The sequence below is a fragment of the Ruegeria marisrubri genome, from assembly GCF_001507595.1.
GTDB classification, from domain to species: Bacteria; Pseudomonadota; Alphaproteobacteria; order Rhodobacterales; family Rhodobacteraceae; genus Ruegeria; species Ruegeria marisrubri.
The window spans coordinates 333,228-349,152 of sequence record NZ_LQBQ01000012.1 but is presented as its reverse complement, the minus strand read 5'-3'; the positions used below and the strand labels follow the sequence as shown (position 1 = coordinate 349,152).

Sequence of the window (15,925 nt, the reverse complement as noted above, 5' to 3'; positions counted from 1 at the left end):
CAGAGCATGTCTTGCATGGCGGGATAGACCACCCGGGCCGCAAAGACCAGACCGCAAACGGCATCGAGGGGACTGGACGCGGCGTTGCCACGGGCGCTAGCGTGCGGCGGAGGAACAAGGAGGACGATATGCGCCTGTCCCGCATGATCACTGCCGTCGAAGCCCATGCCGAGGGAGAGCCCGGTCGCGTCATCACCGGCGGTCTGCCCCACATGCCGGGCAATTCGGTGTTCGAAAAGATGCAGTGGATGCAGGAAAACCTGGACGAGGTCCGCCTGTTGATGCTGCGCGAGCCGCGCGGCAATCCCGGCCTGTGCTGCAACGCGCTGGTGCCGCCCTGCGATCCTTCGGCGGATGCCGGCTTCATCATCATGGAGCAGACGGAATACCCGCCGATGTCGGGCTCGAACACGATCTGCGTGGTCACGGTGCTGCTGGAAACCGGCATCCTGCCGATGGTCGAACCGGTCACCGAACTGACACTCGAAGCCCCGGCGGGCCTGATCCGCGTTCGGGCGGAATGCAGCGACGGCAAGGTCACGCGGGTCGAGTTCCGCAATGTCCCCGCCTTTGCCGTGCACCTCGATGCGCCGGTCGAGGTTGCGGGGCTGGGCACGGTCACCGTGGACGTGGCCTGGGGCGGGATGTTCTTCGTTCTGGCCGAGGCCGAAAAGCTGGGCGTGTCGCTGGACGCCGGAAACGGGGCCGAGATCGTCCGGGTCTCCGAGGCGATCCGCCACGCGACGGCCGAGCAACTTCCCGTGTCACACCCCGACAACCCCGCGATCACCGGGCCGACGATCACCAATCTCTGGGGCGCGCCGGTCGGCGAAGGCACGCATGGGCGCGGCGCGATCACCCTTTCGACCGGCCCGTTCGATCCGGCCAGACCGCAGGATGCCTCGGGCATTCTGGACCGTTCCCCCTGCGGCACCGGCACCTGCGCCAAGATGGCGGTTCTGCACGCGCGGGGTCTGCTGGGCGTGGGCGAGAACTATGTGAACGCCGGCCCGCTGGGCACCACCTTCACCGGGCGCATCGTCGAGACGACCACGGTCGGCCCCTACCCCGCCATCGTGCCGACCCTGTCCGGGCAGGGCTGGATCCACGGAACCGCCAACTGGACACTTGATCCAACCGATCCCTTCCCGTCGGGCTATACCGTCGGCGACATGTGGTAAGGCGCGGGCCGGCCGCACCCGCTCAATTGCGCGCCGCAAAAATACCCGAATGGCGTCCATGAACGGTCAAACTGCAGCAGCACAGTCCCTTCCGAGTCCTCTCGAATGTGATCCGGAGAACAGACACCTGCCATGACCATGCAGATCGAGCTTCCCGCCCAGCGATCCTTGCTGGGAGCCATATTCTGGCGGAACCGGCTTTTCCTGTCGATTGTGGCGCTGTACGTCCTGGCCGGAGTGGGGGTGAGCCTCGCCAAGAATGTTTCGTTCTGGTCCGGCACGGTTCCGGTTCTTCTCGGCATCCTCGACATCTTCAAGCTGATGCTGATTTCCTTTGCGACGATCTGGATAATCTGGCGGTTCATCTACGCGGCGACGTCCGTAAAGCCCGAGAAGCCCATCCACTGGCTGCTCGCCGACCTGCGCGGAGCCGTGCTGAATTCGATGAACCTGGTCGATGGCACGCTGTGCTTCATGGCCGTCGGCTTCATGGCGGCCACCTTCACCTTTTTCAAAGACCTGATACCCAGCTTTCAGCCGTTCTCGTGGGATCCGCAATTCGCCGAGCTTGACCGTTTCCTGCACGGCGGGGTGGACGCGTGGACGTTGCTCTGGCCGGTATTCGGGACTCCGCTTTTCACCACGGTGCTGAACGCGGCCTATCACGCGTGGTTCATCCTGCTTTACGTTGCCGTGTTCGTCGCCGCCTTCGATCGGCGCGATCCCGAGAGATCAATGGCGTTTCTGGTGGCCTTCTCGCTGACCTGGATCGTCGGAGGCACCGTTCTGGCAACGCTGTTTTCTTCCGCCGGCCCCGTGTATTATCAGGCCTTCGGATTTGGGGACACTTTTGCCGCGCAAATGCAGAAGCTGGCGGAGTTGAACGAAATCAGCCCGGTCTGGTCGCTTGAGGTACAACAGATCCTGCTGGACAACTACAGGGCGGACGGCCCGGTCCGGGGTATTTCCGCAATGCCCAGCATGCATGTGGCCACAAGTGTGCTCTTGGCCCTCTTCGCCTTCAGCTATTCCCGTGTATTGGGTTGGGCAATGGCCGTTTTCGCGGGCTCGATCCTGATCGGATCGGTGCATCTTGGGTGGCACTATGCGGTCGACGGCTACTTTTCCATCGTGATCGCCGGCATCTGCTGGTGGTTCGCCAAAACGCTCGCCAAAAGGTTTTCCGACCCCTCGTACTAACTCCAGTCGGCCAGGCGCGCCACGTAACGGGCCAGCGTGTCTATTTCCAGGTTCACCCGGTCACCGACGGCGACCTCGCCCCAGGTGGTCGCCTCTTTGGTGTGGGGGATGAAGTTGATTCCGAACTCGCAGCCCTCGACATCGTTCACCGTCAGCGAAGTGCCGTTCAACGCCACCGATCCCTTGGGCGCAATGAACTTCGCCAGGTCCTTTGGCGCGCGCAGGGTGACACGGGTGCTGTCGCCCTCGTCAACGACAGAAACCACCTCGGCAACGCCGTCCACGTGCCCCGAGACGATGTGACCGCCCAACTCGTCACCGACCTTCAGCGCCCGTTCGAGGTTCACGCGCTTGCCAACCTTCCAGTCGCCCAGATTCGTCTTGGACACGGTTTCGGCGCTGATCTGAACGTCATACCAGTCCTCGCCCAGAGCGATCACCGTCAGGCATACGCCATCGCTGGCGATGGATGCGCCGATGTCGATGGTGCCGGTGTCGTAACCCGTCCGGATACGGGCGCGAAGATCACCCTTCTGCTCCAGTTCGATCACGGTGCCGATATCGGAGATGATCCCAGTAAACATCTTGGTAACCCTCTTGGACCTAGCCTCAGGTGCCGAGGTAACGATATGAGCGCGCCCCGGCAAGCCCTGCCTTGCCAGCAAGAGGTGAGGCGTCCATAAATTTCGTTGAGCGAAGAGAGGCCGAGCCGCACACCATGAACCGGAACAACCCGACACCTGCCAGCTCGGCCGAGACTCGCGTCTTTCTTTTCCTGCAAGGCCCTCACGGCCCGTTCTTTCATTCCTTGGGCCGCATGTTGCGCAAGACCGGCGCCGCTGTCTGGCGTGTCGGGTTCAACGCGGGTGACCGTGCCTTCTGGTTCGATCGACGCAGCTATATCCCCTATTTCGGCCGCCCAGAGGACTGGCCCGCAACATTTCAGAAGCTGCTGGACCAGCTTGGCGTGACCGACGTCATCCTTTACGGCGACACCCGGCCCGTTCACGCCACCGCGGTGGAAATCGCCAGAAACCGGGGATTGCAGATTCACGTCTTCGAAGAAGGCTACCTGCGCCCGTGGTGGATCACATATGAGAGGGGTGGTTCGAACGGCAACTCGCGCCTGATGAGCATGGACATCGACGACATGCGCAAGGCGCTGACCCATTCAGACGCCGAAGCGCCACCGCCCCCGGCCCATTGGGGCGACATGCGCGAACACATCTTCTACGGCGCGGTTTACCACTGGTTCGTGATGTTCGCGAACCGCAAGTATCGAAACTTCCGCCCGCATCGCGCTCTGACTGTCGCGCAGGAATTCCGCCAGCATTTCCGGCGCCTTCTGCTGATGCCCGCACATCGGCTGGAACGCATCTGGGCCACGGCCCGGCTTCACCGGAGCGGCGCTCCCTATCATCTTGTCCTGATGCAACTGGCGCATGACAGCTCGGTGCAGAGCCATTCTGACTTTGACTGCGCGAGCGGGTTTCTGGATCAGGTTTTCAGAGGCTTCGCCAAGGGCGCCCCCCGCCATCATCACCTGGTCATCAAGGAGCACCCCCTGGAAAGCCAGGGCACGGCTCTGCGCCGCGAGGCACGCCGGCTGGCCCGGCTGCACGGGATCTGTGATCGGACGCACTATATACCCGGCGGCAAGCTCGCGGCGCTGCTGGACGACGCCCGCTCGGCAGTAACGATCAACTCCACCGCCGGCCAGCAGGCGCTCTGGCGCGGCATCCCGCTCAGGGTCTTCGGCCGATCGGTCTATGACAAGCCCGAGATTGTCTCGACGCAACCGATCGACCAGTTTTTTGACCGGCCCCAACGCCCCGATGGCGCTGCCTATCGCGCCTATCGCAGATATCTTCTCGAAACCAGCCAGATACCCGGGGGATATTACTCCCACAGAGGCAGACGGCAGCTGTTGCGGCGGGTCGCTGACAAGATTCTGAGCCAGAAAGATCCCTATGAGGCGCTTGAAGCCGGACAATCGCTCCCAAAGCCCCAGTTGCGGGTGGTCAAGTGACATTCCCGCGGGCCCGAGGCTGGATGTTGAAGAACGAAGCCGATAGATTGCCGATAGAATCCGTAGCAGCAAGAACAATGGTTGAGGAACCTCGGCGGTGAAATCCTACTCTGCGCGTTGGGCGAAACGGGTCGCCCTTGTCGTCTTATGCAGCATCGCGGCAGCGTGTCAGCTGCCGAAATCCGGCCCGAACAAGAGCGAGATTCTCGCCGGCTCTGTTGAAAGTGGCGGCGATGCTTTCGTGGTGGCCGTCGATGACCGGGTCGCACGGGCCACCGCGGTAAGCCCGGCATTGGGGTTTTCGTCTTCGTTCCGCAGTGCGGCCAACCTGACCTCTGATTCCGTCCGTCCGGGCGACGTGCTGGGGCTGACGATCTGGGAAAACGTGGATGACGGTCTGCTGGCTGGCGAAACCGGGAACGCGACAACGCTGGAAGAGGTGCAGGTCGACAGCGAAGGCTACATCTTCGTCCCCTATGCCGGTCGCGTGCGCGCGTCAGGCAACACGCCCGAGCAACTCAGGGAACTGATCACCGCCAAGTTGGAGGAACAGACACCGGACCCGCAGGTTCAGGTTCGGCGCATTGCCGGTGACGGCGCGACCGTATCCCTGACCGGCGCCGTCGGCGCACCCGGCGTCTATCCGATCGAGCGCCCGACGCGGACCCTGTCGAACATGCTGGCAAAGGCCGGCGGGGTCGCGGTGGCCCCGGAAATTGCCCAGGTGACCGTGATCCGCGGCGATCAGAGGGGCATGGTGTGGTATCAGGATCTGTTCAGAAACCCCGGCCTCGACATCGCCTTGCGGGGTGGCGACCGGATTTTGGTCGAAAAAGACACCCGCTCCTATACCGCGCTCGGCGCGACCGGCAGCCAGGCCCGCGTCGCCTTCGAAAGTCAGGACCTCTCGGCGCTCGAGGCGCTTGCGCAGGTCGGCGGGTTGCTCTCGCTGTCGTCCGACCCGACCGGTATCTTCATTCTGCGCGACGAACGTCAGGACATTGCCAGACAGGTTCTGGGACGGCCCGAATTGCAGGGCGAACAGCGCATGGTCTATGTGCTGAACCTGACCAGCCCCAACGGGCTGTTCGTGGCGCGCGACTTCGTGATCCGAGACGATGACACGATCTATGTGACCGAAGCGCCCTACTCGCAATGGACGAAAACCATCTCGCTGGTCTCGGGCGGCCTGACGCCCTTTGCCAATGTGGCAACCCTGACAGGCGGCTGAGGACATGCCCCCTGACGAAACCAATGAGGCCGAGAGTGAACGCTCTCGGCTTTTCGTTTTCAACGGAGGGTTCCTGACACAGCGGCGTGTTCGCCGCATCCTGTCGCTGAGTGGCTATGACGTTCGGCTTGGCCTGCCGGGTCCGGGCGATATGGTCGGTATCTGGGGCAACAGCCCGACCGCACATCGCGGCATTCGCATTGCGGCAGACCGAAACGTCCCGCTGCTGCGTGTCGAAGACGCCTTTCTGCGCTCGCTGCACCTGGGGCGCAGCGGCGACCCGCCACTGGGTTTGTTGCTGGACCGTTCCGGCCTGCATTTCGACCCCCGAACGCCCTCGGATCTGGAACAGTTGCTGACCTCGCACCCCTTGGACGATACCGCGCTGCTGAACCGGGCGCGCGGAGCGATGGAGCGGATGCGAGAGTTGCAGCTGAGCAAGTATTCCGCCTTCGACCCCGACATAGCCCCGCCCGAGCCCGGCTATGTTCTGGTCGTCGATCAGGCCCGCGATGATGCCTCGGTGCTGGCCAGCGGAGGAAACGAGGCGCTGTTCCGCGAGATGCTCGTTCTGGCGCAGGAGGAAAACCCCGGCGCGCGCGTCCTGATCAAGTCCCACCCGGAAACGGCCGCCGGGTATCGCGCCGGCTATTTCTCGCAGGCCGATACGTCCGAGCGCGTGGCCCTCGTGGATCAGCCGGTCAGCCCGTGGCAACTGCTCGAAGGGGCCATTGCGGTTTACACCCTGTCCTCGCAGTTCGGCTTCGAAGCCATACTGGCCGGACACAAGCCACGGGTATTCGGCCAGCCATTCTATGCAGGCTGGGGGCTGACGCAGGACGAAAACCCTCTGCCCCGCCGGCAGCGAAACCTGACCCGCGCGCAGCTGTTCGGGGCGGCGATGCTGCTCTACCCGACCTGGTATGACCCCTATCGCGACGAGTTGTGTGAACTCGAAACGGTGCTGGATACGCTCGAGGCTCAGACCCGGGCTTGGCGCGAGGATCACAGGGGATGGACCGCCTCGGGTATGCGCCTGTGGAAGCGCCCGCACCTTCAGAGGATGTTCGGGCAGCAGAAGAAAATCCGCTTCACCGACAAGCCCGATCTGTCGGGTGCGCGACCCCACATGGTCTGGGCGGGGCAGGCTGGATCCGAGGATGGAATCACCAGGGTCGAGGACGGGTTCCTGCGGTCACGCGGCCTTGGCGCGGACCTGGTGCCGCCGCTGTCGCTGGTGACCGACGATCTGGGCATCTACTACGATCCGACCCGGCCCAGCCGGCTGGAATCGCTGATTGCCTTGCGCGAAACCCTGCGCCCGGACCAGAAATTGCGTGCGGAACGGCTGGTGGCACGCCTGATCAGCGCGGGGCTGAGCAAATACAATGTCGGCGGGCCGCTTCCCACGCTTCCCGAGGGACACCGCATCCTTGTGCCCGGACAGGTCGAAGATGACGCCTCGATCATCAAGGGCGCCGGAGAGGTCAGGACCAATCTGGAGTTGCTGCGCAAAACACGCGAAGCGAACCCCGATGCCGTGATCATCTACAAGCCCCATCCCGATGTCGAAGCCGGGCTGCGGGACGGGGCAATCGACACTGGCGGTCTCGCCGACGTCGTGGCCACGAACACGGACCCTGCCATGCTGCTGGCGCAGGTGCACGAGGTCTGGACGATGACTTCGCTGATCGGCTTCGAGGCGTTGATGCGGGGGGTTCCCGTCACCACGCTTGGCGCGCCGTTCTACGCGGGATGGGGGCTGACGACCGATCTGGGCGTCGTCCCGGCACGACGCGGCGCGCGCCCCTCGCTCCTGAGCCTCGTCCATGCCGCCTTGATCGACTATCCCCGCTATCTGGATCCGGTAACCGGCTTTCCCTGCCCGGTTGAGGTCGCCGTGGATCGGCTGGAAGCGGGGCTGCCTGCCCAGACCGGGTTTCTCAACCGGCTGTTGGCGAAAGCTCAGGGTGTCTTGGCCACCCACGCGCATCTCTGGCGCTGACTCCCCGCGGCCGGCTACCGCAGAGGGCGGGCCCACCGGTGCAGGATATCCGGCCCCACGGCGCGCGTTTCAACCAGTTCGAACCGGGGCGCTTCTTCGAGCCGGCTCAGGCCCAGAACCCCGATCGCAGGCAACCCTTCCGCGCCGATCGCGATGCCGGCGGAAAACCCGACAAGCTCATCGACCAGATCGTCGGCCAGCAACGAGGCCGCCAACGCCGAACCGCCTTCGCAGAACACGCGCGTCAACCCCGCGTTCCCAAGCTGCTGGAGCAGATCCGTGGTGTCGATCTGCACGCCGTGAACGGCGCAGGGGATGAGGCGCGCGCCCAGACCTTCCCACGCCCGGGCGCGTTCGACATCGGCGCCGGGGCCATGGCACAGCCAGACGGGGCTGTCCTTGGCCGTCCGGGCCAGCTGCCCCATCAGCGGCAGGTCCAGATAGCGTGAAACGACGACGCGCACCGGCTGATGTTCGACCCCGATGTCCCTGACGGTCAGAGACGGATCGTCGGCCCGCGCCGTTCCGCCCCCCACCAGCACCGCGTCATGGCGTGCGCGCATGGCATGGACGACACGGCGCGCCTGGGGGCCGGTGATCCACTTGCTCTGCCCGGTTGCCGTGGCGATGCGGCCGTCAAAGCTGCTGGCCAGTTTGAGCGTCACCAGCGGGCGGCCCTGTTCGGTCTTCATGAAGAACCCGGCGTGATCGCGCGCCGCCTGGTCCCGCAGAACACCCGTCGTCACCTCGACGCCTGCGTCCCGCAGCATGGCAATGCCCTGCCCGGCCACGCGCGGATCGCTGTCCTCGACCGCGCAGACGACACGCGCCACGCCAGCCGCGATCAGCGCCTCGGCGCAGGGCGGCGTCTTGCCGTGATGCGCGCAGGGTTCAAGCGAGACATAGGCCGTCGCCCCCCGGGCCGCCTCGCCGGCCTGCGCCAGAGCCTGCGTTTCCCCGTGCGGACGCCCGCCCGGCTGTGTCCAGCCACGCCCGACGATGCGGCCGTCACGCACGATGACACATCCCACCGCCGGGTTCGGCCAGCACGTGCCCTGCCCGCGTCGGCCCAGCGACAGGGCCAACGCCATGTATCGGGTGTCTGAATCGCTCACTCGTCGGTCGATGGCTGCGGCGGTCGCAACTCGTGGACGAACTCCTCGAAATCGTCGGCCGCCTGGAAATTCTTGTACACGCTGGCAAAGCGAACATAGGCCACGGTGTCAATCCGCGCCAGCGCCTCCATGACGATTTCGCCGATCTTGCTCGAGGGGATGTCGGTCTCGCCCATGCTTTCCAAGCGCCGGACGATGCCCGAGATCATCTGGTCGATCCGCTCGGGATCAATCGGCCGTTTCTGCATGGAAATCCGGATCGAACGCTCCAACTTGTCGCGGTCGAAGTCCTCGCGCTTGCCGTTCGACTTGATCACCACCAGGTCGCGCAGCTGCACCCGCTCGTAAGTGGTAAAGCGGCCACCACATGCCGGGCAGAAACGCCGCCGCCGGATCGCCACATGGTCCTCTGCCGGGCGTGAATCCTTAACCTGAGTGTCGATGTTTCCGCAAAACGGGCAGCGCATCCGCCGTCTCCTCGTCCCTTGAACGCCTCTTTTTGTGAGTGTTGTGGCCCACTTATCCACAACTATAGGACAGCCGCTAGAGTTTGGGTAGAAGGAAATTCACACCCCTAAATAATGGGGCTATCCAAGATGCGCTGCGACCCTGCGGATATGCGGGGCGCGCCTGTGCTCGAACAGGTAAATCCCCTGCCATGTGCCCAAGGCCAGCACCCCGCCCGATACCGGGATCGACAGAGACACCGGCATCATGGCGGCCTTGATATGGGCCGGCATGTCGTCGGGCCCTTCGTAGGTGTGCCGCAGATAGGACATCTCAGGGTGATCCGACGGTGGCACGAGACGCTCGAAGAAGGCCTGCAAGTCCGTCTGCACCTCGGGGTCGGCATTTTCCTGGATGAGGAGCGAGCAGGACGTATGCCTGACAAACAGTGTCAACAGCCCATCCGCGCGGGTGTCGCCCAGCCAGCCGCGCACCTGCGACGTGAACTCGTAAAGGCCCTGCCCCCGCGTGGAAATCTGAAACTCCGTCTGCATGACCTGTCGCCCACCCTCAGTGTCTTGCGGAACTGCACTCAGGGCCGGACCGGAACCGGTTCACAGAACCCCTGTGCCCGTTGCACGGACATGCTGTCGCCGGGCTTCAGGCCGCTTCGGATCCATCCCTGGTCCGATGGAACCAGCCCTGCGGCCCCCGGATCCAACGTGAACTGAACCGCCGTCTTGCGCCCGGTTGTCACGCTCGGCCCGAAACCACGCAGGACATAAATAGGTTGCGTCCACCCTGCCCCCAGCTTTCGCCGGGCGAAATCCGCCGCGGCGCACCAGTAGCCGCTGATATCGTTTCGGGACCGCGGAATGACCTCGAAATCTGTGCTGTTTATGGCTTCCGCCCGAAATCCGTTCGGGGCCGCGCCGGCCATCGAAACAAAGCTCGTTGCGGTGGCAATCAGCGCAAGGACTCTCATTGTTCGCTTCATATTGGAAGTTTTCCCTGTTGCTGCGTGCAGCCTAGACCGATCCGCTGATATTCCGATACCGGAACACATCATACCCATTTCGGACATTGTCGCGAGCCTGAATTCACCAACCATACGGCATTGTGTAACTTCGCGATCCCGGCAAACGGGCCCGTGCCCGGCGCGCAGCGTTTCAATTGCCGCAGGTTCAGAAAACTGATGGTGGAGTGCCGGGGAGCCTGGGATCTCGTCTTGCGCGCGATTATCCCGGCTCGCCCCATCCCCTGGGGGAACAACCCGGCACAGACCGCCATGTAACCGCGCGGGACTGCGCGTTCATTCGAGGGGATGCCGGGTTGTTGCGAAAACACGCCAAATTCGCCGAGCCAACGTGAATGGCACACATCAAGGGCTCGTCCGGGGGCAACCCACTATTCATTTGCGCAAAGCTGCCACATTATTGGCGGACCGAACCTGACCGGAAAACCAGATGGACGTTGAAATCGCCAGAATTCAGTTGCTGGACACCCAGTTGAGACAAGAAGCCCCCGGCCCAGAGGCCGTGGCTCGCGTGCACGAGCTCAGCGGCATCGCGGACAGGGACATCTCTTCGCCAGCCACTCAAGTCAGCGCGGAAACAGAGGCGAAGTTCATACGTTACGCCTGCGACGTCCTGGGCGATATCACTTTTGCCGCAAGAAGCGGGCTGCAGTTCACTTCTACGACCACCCTGGCCGGCTATATCAGCAAATATTCCCGCGATCTCAGGCAGGTGATGGAAAACACCACCCGCTTTCACCGTTTCATCGACCCGACGCTTTCCTTCAACCTGCACGTTTCCGGCAATTCGGCATCGCTGGAAGCCAGTTGGAAGGACGCCCATTTTTCGCGCTATCACAGGCGCACCGAATTCCTGATGTTCGCGGTCGTTTCCAGAATACGGGCCTTGACCAGAAGGCGCTTCAATCCAATCGAGCTGCGACTTCAACATCAAGCAGGGCACCGAGAAGGCGATTTTTCCCGGGCAGCGGGTTTCCCGGTGATCTTCGGCGCCGAAAAGCTCGAAATCATCCTGCCGCTGTCAGCTCTGGACATGCCTGTGCCGACCTACGACCCGCGCCTGCGCGAACACCTGTTGGATTATGGCGAGCGGTTGATGGCGGAAAGCAACGAGTTCCGCCAGACCCTTCGCGCGCGCGTCGAGGGGCTGATCACGCGCTCGTTGCCCGGCACCGTCATCGGGGCCGAGGATGCCGCGAGGAATCTGGGCATGAGCGCGCGCACATTCGCCCGGCGGCTGAACGAAGAGGGAACCAGCTATCGCGAAATCGTCGATGATCTGCGATGCGACCTTGCCCAGACGTTCCTGAAGAACGACATGGCGCTGGCCGAGATCGCCTACTCGCTGGGCTATGCCGACCAAGCCGCGTTTTCGACCGCTTTCAAAAGATGGACCGGTCAGGCGCCCAGCGCCTTCAGAATCCGGGTGGAGCGCCCAGTCAGAACATGAACCGTGGCCGGGGGTCATCAGCGTTGCCACCTCGCCCCGGCCGTCCATGAGTGGATACCCGCGATGTAAGGCACCGGCGGCGTCGTGCCTTGTGAATTTCCGCCAGTTTGATTTCGCGTTCAGACAATGGGGGGTTTCAGGACCGTTGTCATGAAAAAGGCGCCTCGACCGAGGCGCCTTTGAAATCACTGATCCAGGAACGACCGCAATTTGCGGCTGCGGCTGGGATGTTTCAGCTTGCGCAGCGCCTTGGCCTCGATCTGGCGGATCCGTTCGCGGGTCACGCTGAACTGCTGGCCGACCTCTTCCAGCGTGTGATCGGTGTTCATGCCGATACCGAAACGCATCCGCAGAACCCGTTCCTCGCGCGGGGTAAGCGAGGCCAGCACGCGCGTGGTGGTTTCCTTGAGGTTTTCCTGAATGGCGCTGTCCAGCGGCAGCACCGCATTCTTGTCCTCGATGAAATCGCCCAGCTGGCTATCTTCCTCGTCGCCGATCGGGGTTTCCAGAGAAATCGGCTCCTTGGCGATCTTCATCACCTTGCGAACCTTTTCCAGCGGCATCTGCAGCTTTTCGGCCAGTTCCTCGGGCGTCGGCTCGCGGCCGATCTCGTGCAGCATCTGGCGGCCCGTGCGCACCAGCTTGTTGATCGTCTCGATCATGTGCACCGGGATACGGATGGTGCGCGCCTGATCCGCGATCGAACGCGTGATCGCCTGACGGATCCACCAGGTCGCATAGGTCGAGAACTTGTAGCCGCGGCGGTATTCGAACTTGTCCACCGCCTTCATCAGGCCGATGTTGCCTTCCTGAATGAGATCAAGGAATTGCAGGCCGCGGTTCGTGTATTTCTTGGCGATCGAGATCACTAGGCGCAGGTTGGCCTCGACCATTTCCTTCTTGGCCTGACGCGCCTCTTTCTCGCCCTTCTGCACCTGCTGGACGATGCGGCGGAATTCGCTGATGTCCAGGCCGACATACTGGCCGACCTGCGCCATGTCGTTGCGCAGTTCCTCGACCTTGTCGGACGAGCGTTCGATGAACATCTGCCAGCCGCGCCCCGGTTTCTTGGCCATGTCCTCGAGCCAGGTGGGGTCGAGTTCGCGACCACGATAGGCCTCGATGAATTCGCGCCGGTTGATGCGGGCCTGGTCGGCCAGTTTGACCATCGCACTGTCCAGAGACATCACGCGCTGGTTGATGCCGTAGAGCTGGTCGATCAGGGCCTCGATCCGGTTGTTGTGCAGATGCAGCCCGTTCACAAGTTCCACGATCTCGGCGCGCAGCTTCTGATAGGTCGCCTCGTCCTTGTCCGAGAAGGACTCATCCTCGTTCAGCGTGGCCGAGATCCGGCTGTCCTGCATTTCACTGAGTTGCGCGAAATCGGTCGAGATGCGTTCGAGCGTGTTCAGCACGCGGTCCTTGAGCGCGGCCTCCATCGCGGCCAGCGACATGTTGGCCTGATCGTCCTCGTCATCGTCATCGTCGCTCTGGATCGGGTTGCCGTCGGCATCCAGTTCCGGACCGGTGTCCTTGGCCGGCTTGGCCGCCTGCACCGTCGAGGTGTCGACGACCGGTTCTTCTTCGTCCTCGTCCAACTGGTTGCCGAACGTCGCCTCAAGGTCGATGACATCGCGCAGCAGGATGTCCTCGGACAGAAGTTCGTCATGCCAGATCGAGATCGCCTGGAACGTCAATGGGCTTTCGCACAGGCCCGCGATCATGGTGTTCCGGCCTGCCTCGATCCGCTTGGCGATGGCGATCTCGCCTTCGCGGCTCAGCAGTTCGACACTGCCCATCTCGCGCAGATACATGCGCACCGGATCATCCGTCCGGTCCAGTTTTTCGGTTTGCGTGCCCGCGACCGCAACCTCGCGGTTGCTGTCGGTGGTCACGAGATCGGTCGAGCCTTTCTGCTCTTCCTCCTCGGCTTCCTCATCCTCGATGATGTTGATGCCCATTTCGCTGAGCATCGACATCACGTCCTCGATCTGTTCCGAGCTGACCTGATCCGGCGGCAATACCTGGTTGAGCTGATCGTAGGTGATGTATCCCTTCTCGCGGGCCTCTGCGATCATCTTCTTGACCTGGGCCTGGCTCATGTCCAGCGAGATTTCCTGATCCTGCTCGTCGGATTTGCGTTCCTCGGTCGTGTCCTTGGCGGCCATTCAGTGCTCCTGCAGGGATGGGTGATTCGTTGGAACCGAATCATTAGCGCGAAGAATTGATTCGGCCACCCGTTTACCCATTTTTCTTCCGATGTTCCTCAGGAAAACGCCGCTCACCGGCGCTTCCGCTCAAAGTTGATGCCGGACATGATCGCCTCGAAGGCCTCGCGTTCATCGCGGTTGATCCGGGCCCCGTTGTCGGCGATATCGAAAATGGCCTTGTCCTCATTCTGGCTTCGCGTGACCCGGTTCCGTTGCTCGGCGGCCTGCGCCAGCCGCCATGTCAACGCCTCGTCGGCCAAGTCGGAAACCTCCTCCTCGGCCTCGGCAATCTCGGCATCCAACCCCCGGAGCGCCTTGATTTTTGCGAGTTCCTCGGCCAGCGTCATCTCGGCCTTTTCGACGTCGCCCGGTTTGTGCACACAGGGGATCACTGCGACATGGCGAAGGCCCAGCAGGTTTTCAAGAGGAGCAGCCCCCAAAGTTTCAACAATATGATCCTTGAGGTTGTCCGGGTCGTCGATCGCATGGCGCAGGATGACATCGCGCAGGTCCGACAGTTCGGGGTCCAGGCACTCCATCTCTTCCAAGTCGGTCTCGAACTGGACCACCACCTTGGGGTTCAGGATGGCGATTGCCAGGATCGCGGCCTCGCGCAGACGGATCTCGGCATTTTCCGTCGAAGCCAGAAAGGACGCGCGCGCGCCCGGCGTCGGAGCCACCCGCTCGGGCTGCCATTTGCCACGCGGCTGCCAGCTGCGGTTGCCGGACTTCCGCTGCGGGCGGAAAAGCTGCCAGCGCAGGTCCTTGATCTCCTGCCCGTAATGGGCGCGGATCGACGGGTCGCGGATCAGCTGGATCTTTTCACGCAGCGCCTTGTCCAGCGCCGCCCTGCGTTCCGGGCTGTCAAAGACCTTGCCCTCGGTTTCACGCTGCCAGAGCAACCGAACCATGGGCATTGCCTCATCCAGCACCGCCTGCACGGCCTTGGCGCCGCTGGCGCGGATCAGGTCATCGGGGTCCTTGCCTTCGGGCATCAGGGCAAAGCGCACCGATTTGCCCGCTTCCAGCAGCGGCAGGGCCAGATCGATCAACCGCATCGCCGCCCGCAGCCCGGCTGTGTCGCCGTCAAGCGCGATGATCGGCTCGTCGGCGATCCGCCACATCAGTTGCAGCTGATGCTCGGTGATGGCGGTGCCCAGCGGCGCAACGGCCGCGCCGAATCCCGCCTCGGACAGCGCGATCACGTCCATATAGCCTTCGGCCACGATCAGCTGCTGCCCCTGCCCTGCCGCCTGACGCGCGGGCCCGTGGTTGTACAGGCTGCGCCCCTTGTCGAACAGTTCGGTTTCCGGCGAGTTCAGGTATTTCGCGTTGTCGTTCGGGTCCATCGCCCGACCGCCAAAGGCGATGCAGCGCCCGCGCACGTCCCGGATCGGGAACATGATGCGGTTGCGGAACGTGTCATAGGGGTTCTTGCCCTTGGTCGAAGGTTTTGCCAGCCCCGCGCCCAGAATCAGGTCCTCGGCCACGCCCTTGCCACGCAGGTGATCCCACAGCCCCTGCCATCCATCGGGTGCAAGGCCGATCTCCCAACGCTCCAGCGCCTGCCCTGCAAGGCCACGGCGGGTCAGGTAATCACGCGCTCCCGCCCCTGCACCCGTATTGAGTTGCAGGCGAAAGAACTGCACCGCCTGTTCCATCACCTCGGCCAGTTGCGCGCGGCGGTCCTGCTTTTCCTGCGCCTTCGGATCGCGGGCAGGCATGGTCATGCCGGCCTCTCGCGCAAGTATCTCGACAGCCTCGATGAACGAGACGTTCTCGGTTTCCTTCACGAAGGAAATCGCGTCGCCCTTGGCGTGACAGCCAAAGCAGTAATAGAAGCCCTTGCGATCATCGACGTGGAAAGACGCGGTCTTTTCGTGATGGAAGGGGCAAGGCGCCCACATGTCGCCCTTGCCCTGGTTGGATTTCCGCGCATCCCACATGACCTTGCGCCCGACGACATGAGACAGGCTCAGGCGGGAGCGCAACTCGTCCAGAAATCCCGGGGGCAGTGACAT

Annotated in this window: 13 protein-coding genes; 6 read left to right on the top strand and 7 right to left on the bottom strand. The window is 63.1% G+C overall.

The window, feature by feature from the left end; all coding sequences use genetic code 11:
- The first annotated feature begins 128 nt into the window (after positions 1-128).
- Both AVO45_RS08710 and AVO45_RS08705 read left to right on the top strand, forming a co-directional pair.
- Entirely contained in the window at positions 129-1,181 is a 1,053-nt protein-coding gene (locus AVO45_RS08710) for a proline racemase family protein (RefSeq protein ID WP_068346686.1), read from the top strand.
- 132 nt (positions 1,182-1,313) lie between these two features.
- Positions 1,314-2,381, top strand: coding sequence for a phosphatase PAP2 family protein (locus AVO45_RS08705; protein ID WP_068345997.1), 1,068 nt, complete (start codon positions 1,314-1,316; stop codon positions 2,379-2,381).
- On the opposite strand, the gene AVO45_RS08700 is transcribed toward AVO45_RS08705, so the two are convergent.
- Positions 2,378-2,965, bottom strand: a complete 588-nt coding sequence (locus AVO45_RS08700) for a riboflavin synthase (protein ID WP_068345996.1) — start codon at positions 2,963-2,965, stop codon at positions 2,378-2,380. The genes AVO45_RS08705 and AVO45_RS08700 overlap by 4 nt on opposite strands.
- A gap of 134 nt (positions 2,966-3,099) precedes the next feature.
- Between AVO45_RS08700 and AVO45_RS08695 the strand changes: the two genes are divergently transcribed.
- The 3 genes from AVO45_RS08695 (at position 3,100) to AVO45_RS08685 (ending at position 7,646) form a co-directional block, all read left to right on the top strand.
- Entirely contained in the window at positions 3,100-4,410 is a 1,311-nt protein-coding gene (locus AVO45_RS08695; RefSeq protein ID WP_068345994.1) for a capsule biosynthesis protein, read from the top strand.
- Between the two features lie 97 nt (positions 4,411-4,507).
- Positions 4,508-5,641, top strand: a complete 1,134-nt coding sequence (locus AVO45_RS08690) for a polysaccharide biosynthesis/export family protein (RefSeq protein WP_068345993.1) — start codon at positions 4,508-4,510, stop codon at positions 5,639-5,641.
- 4 nt (positions 5,642-5,645) lie between these two features.
- On the top strand, positions 5,646-7,646 hold the full coding sequence (locus AVO45_RS08685; RefSeq protein ID WP_068345990.1) for a capsular polysaccharide biosynthesis protein: 2,001 nt from the start codon (positions 5,646-5,648) through the stop codon (positions 7,644-7,646).
- A 14-nt stretch (positions 7,647-7,660) separates the two neighbouring features.
- Here AVO45_RS08685 and ribD read toward each other — a convergent pair whose 3' ends face one another.
- The 4 genes from ribD to AVO45_RS08665 form a co-directional block, all read right to left on the bottom strand.
- Entirely contained in the window at positions 7,661-8,761 is a 1,101-nt protein-coding gene (ribD, locus tag AVO45_RS08680) for a bifunctional diaminohydroxyphosphoribosylaminopyrimidine deaminase/5-amino-6-(5-phosphoribosylamino)uracil reductase RibD (protein ID WP_276202401.1), read from the bottom strand.
- Positions 8,758-9,228, bottom strand: coding sequence for a transcriptional regulator NrdR (nrdR, locus tag AVO45_RS08675; RefSeq protein ID WP_068345987.1), 471 nt, complete (start codon positions 9,226-9,228; stop codon positions 8,758-8,760). The genes ribD and nrdR overlap by 4 nt, the downstream gene beginning before the upstream one ends.
- A gap of 120 nt (positions 9,229-9,348) precedes the next feature.
- Positions 9,349-9,762 carry a secondary thiamine-phosphate synthase enzyme YjbQ gene (locus tag AVO45_RS08670; RefSeq protein ID WP_068345985.1) on the bottom strand — a complete coding sequence of 138 codons (414 nt, stop codon included), beginning with the start codon at positions 9,760-9,762 and terminating at the stop codon, positions 9,349-9,351.
- A 38-nt stretch (positions 9,763-9,800) separates the two neighbouring features.
- On the bottom strand, positions 9,801-10,193 hold the full coding sequence (locus AVO45_RS08665) for a hypothetical protein (protein WP_240482101.1): 393 nt from the start codon (positions 10,191-10,193) through the stop codon (positions 9,801-9,803).
- Positions 10,194-10,674: 481 nt separating this feature from the next.
- On the opposite strand from AVO45_RS08665, the gene AVO45_RS08660 reads away from it, so the two are divergent.
- A complete protein-coding gene (locus AVO45_RS08660; RefSeq protein ID WP_068345980.1) occupies positions 10,675-11,694 on the top strand; it encodes a helix-turn-helix domain-containing protein in 1,020 nt (339 codons plus the stop codon).
- Between the two features lie 185 nt (positions 11,695-11,879).
- Here AVO45_RS08660 and rpoD read toward each other — a convergent pair whose 3' ends face one another.
- Positions 11,880-13,862 (bottom strand): RNA polymerase sigma factor RpoD, encoded by a 1,983-nt coding sequence (rpoD, locus tag AVO45_RS08655; protein WP_068345972.1) that lies wholly within the window; start codon positions 13,860-13,862, stop codon positions 11,880-11,882.
- 113 nt (positions 13,863-13,975) lie between these two features.
- Complete coding sequence (dnaG, locus tag AVO45_RS08650; RefSeq protein WP_068345969.1) at positions 13,976-15,925, bottom strand: DNA primase; 1,950 nt, start codon at positions 15,923-15,925, stop codon at positions 13,976-13,978.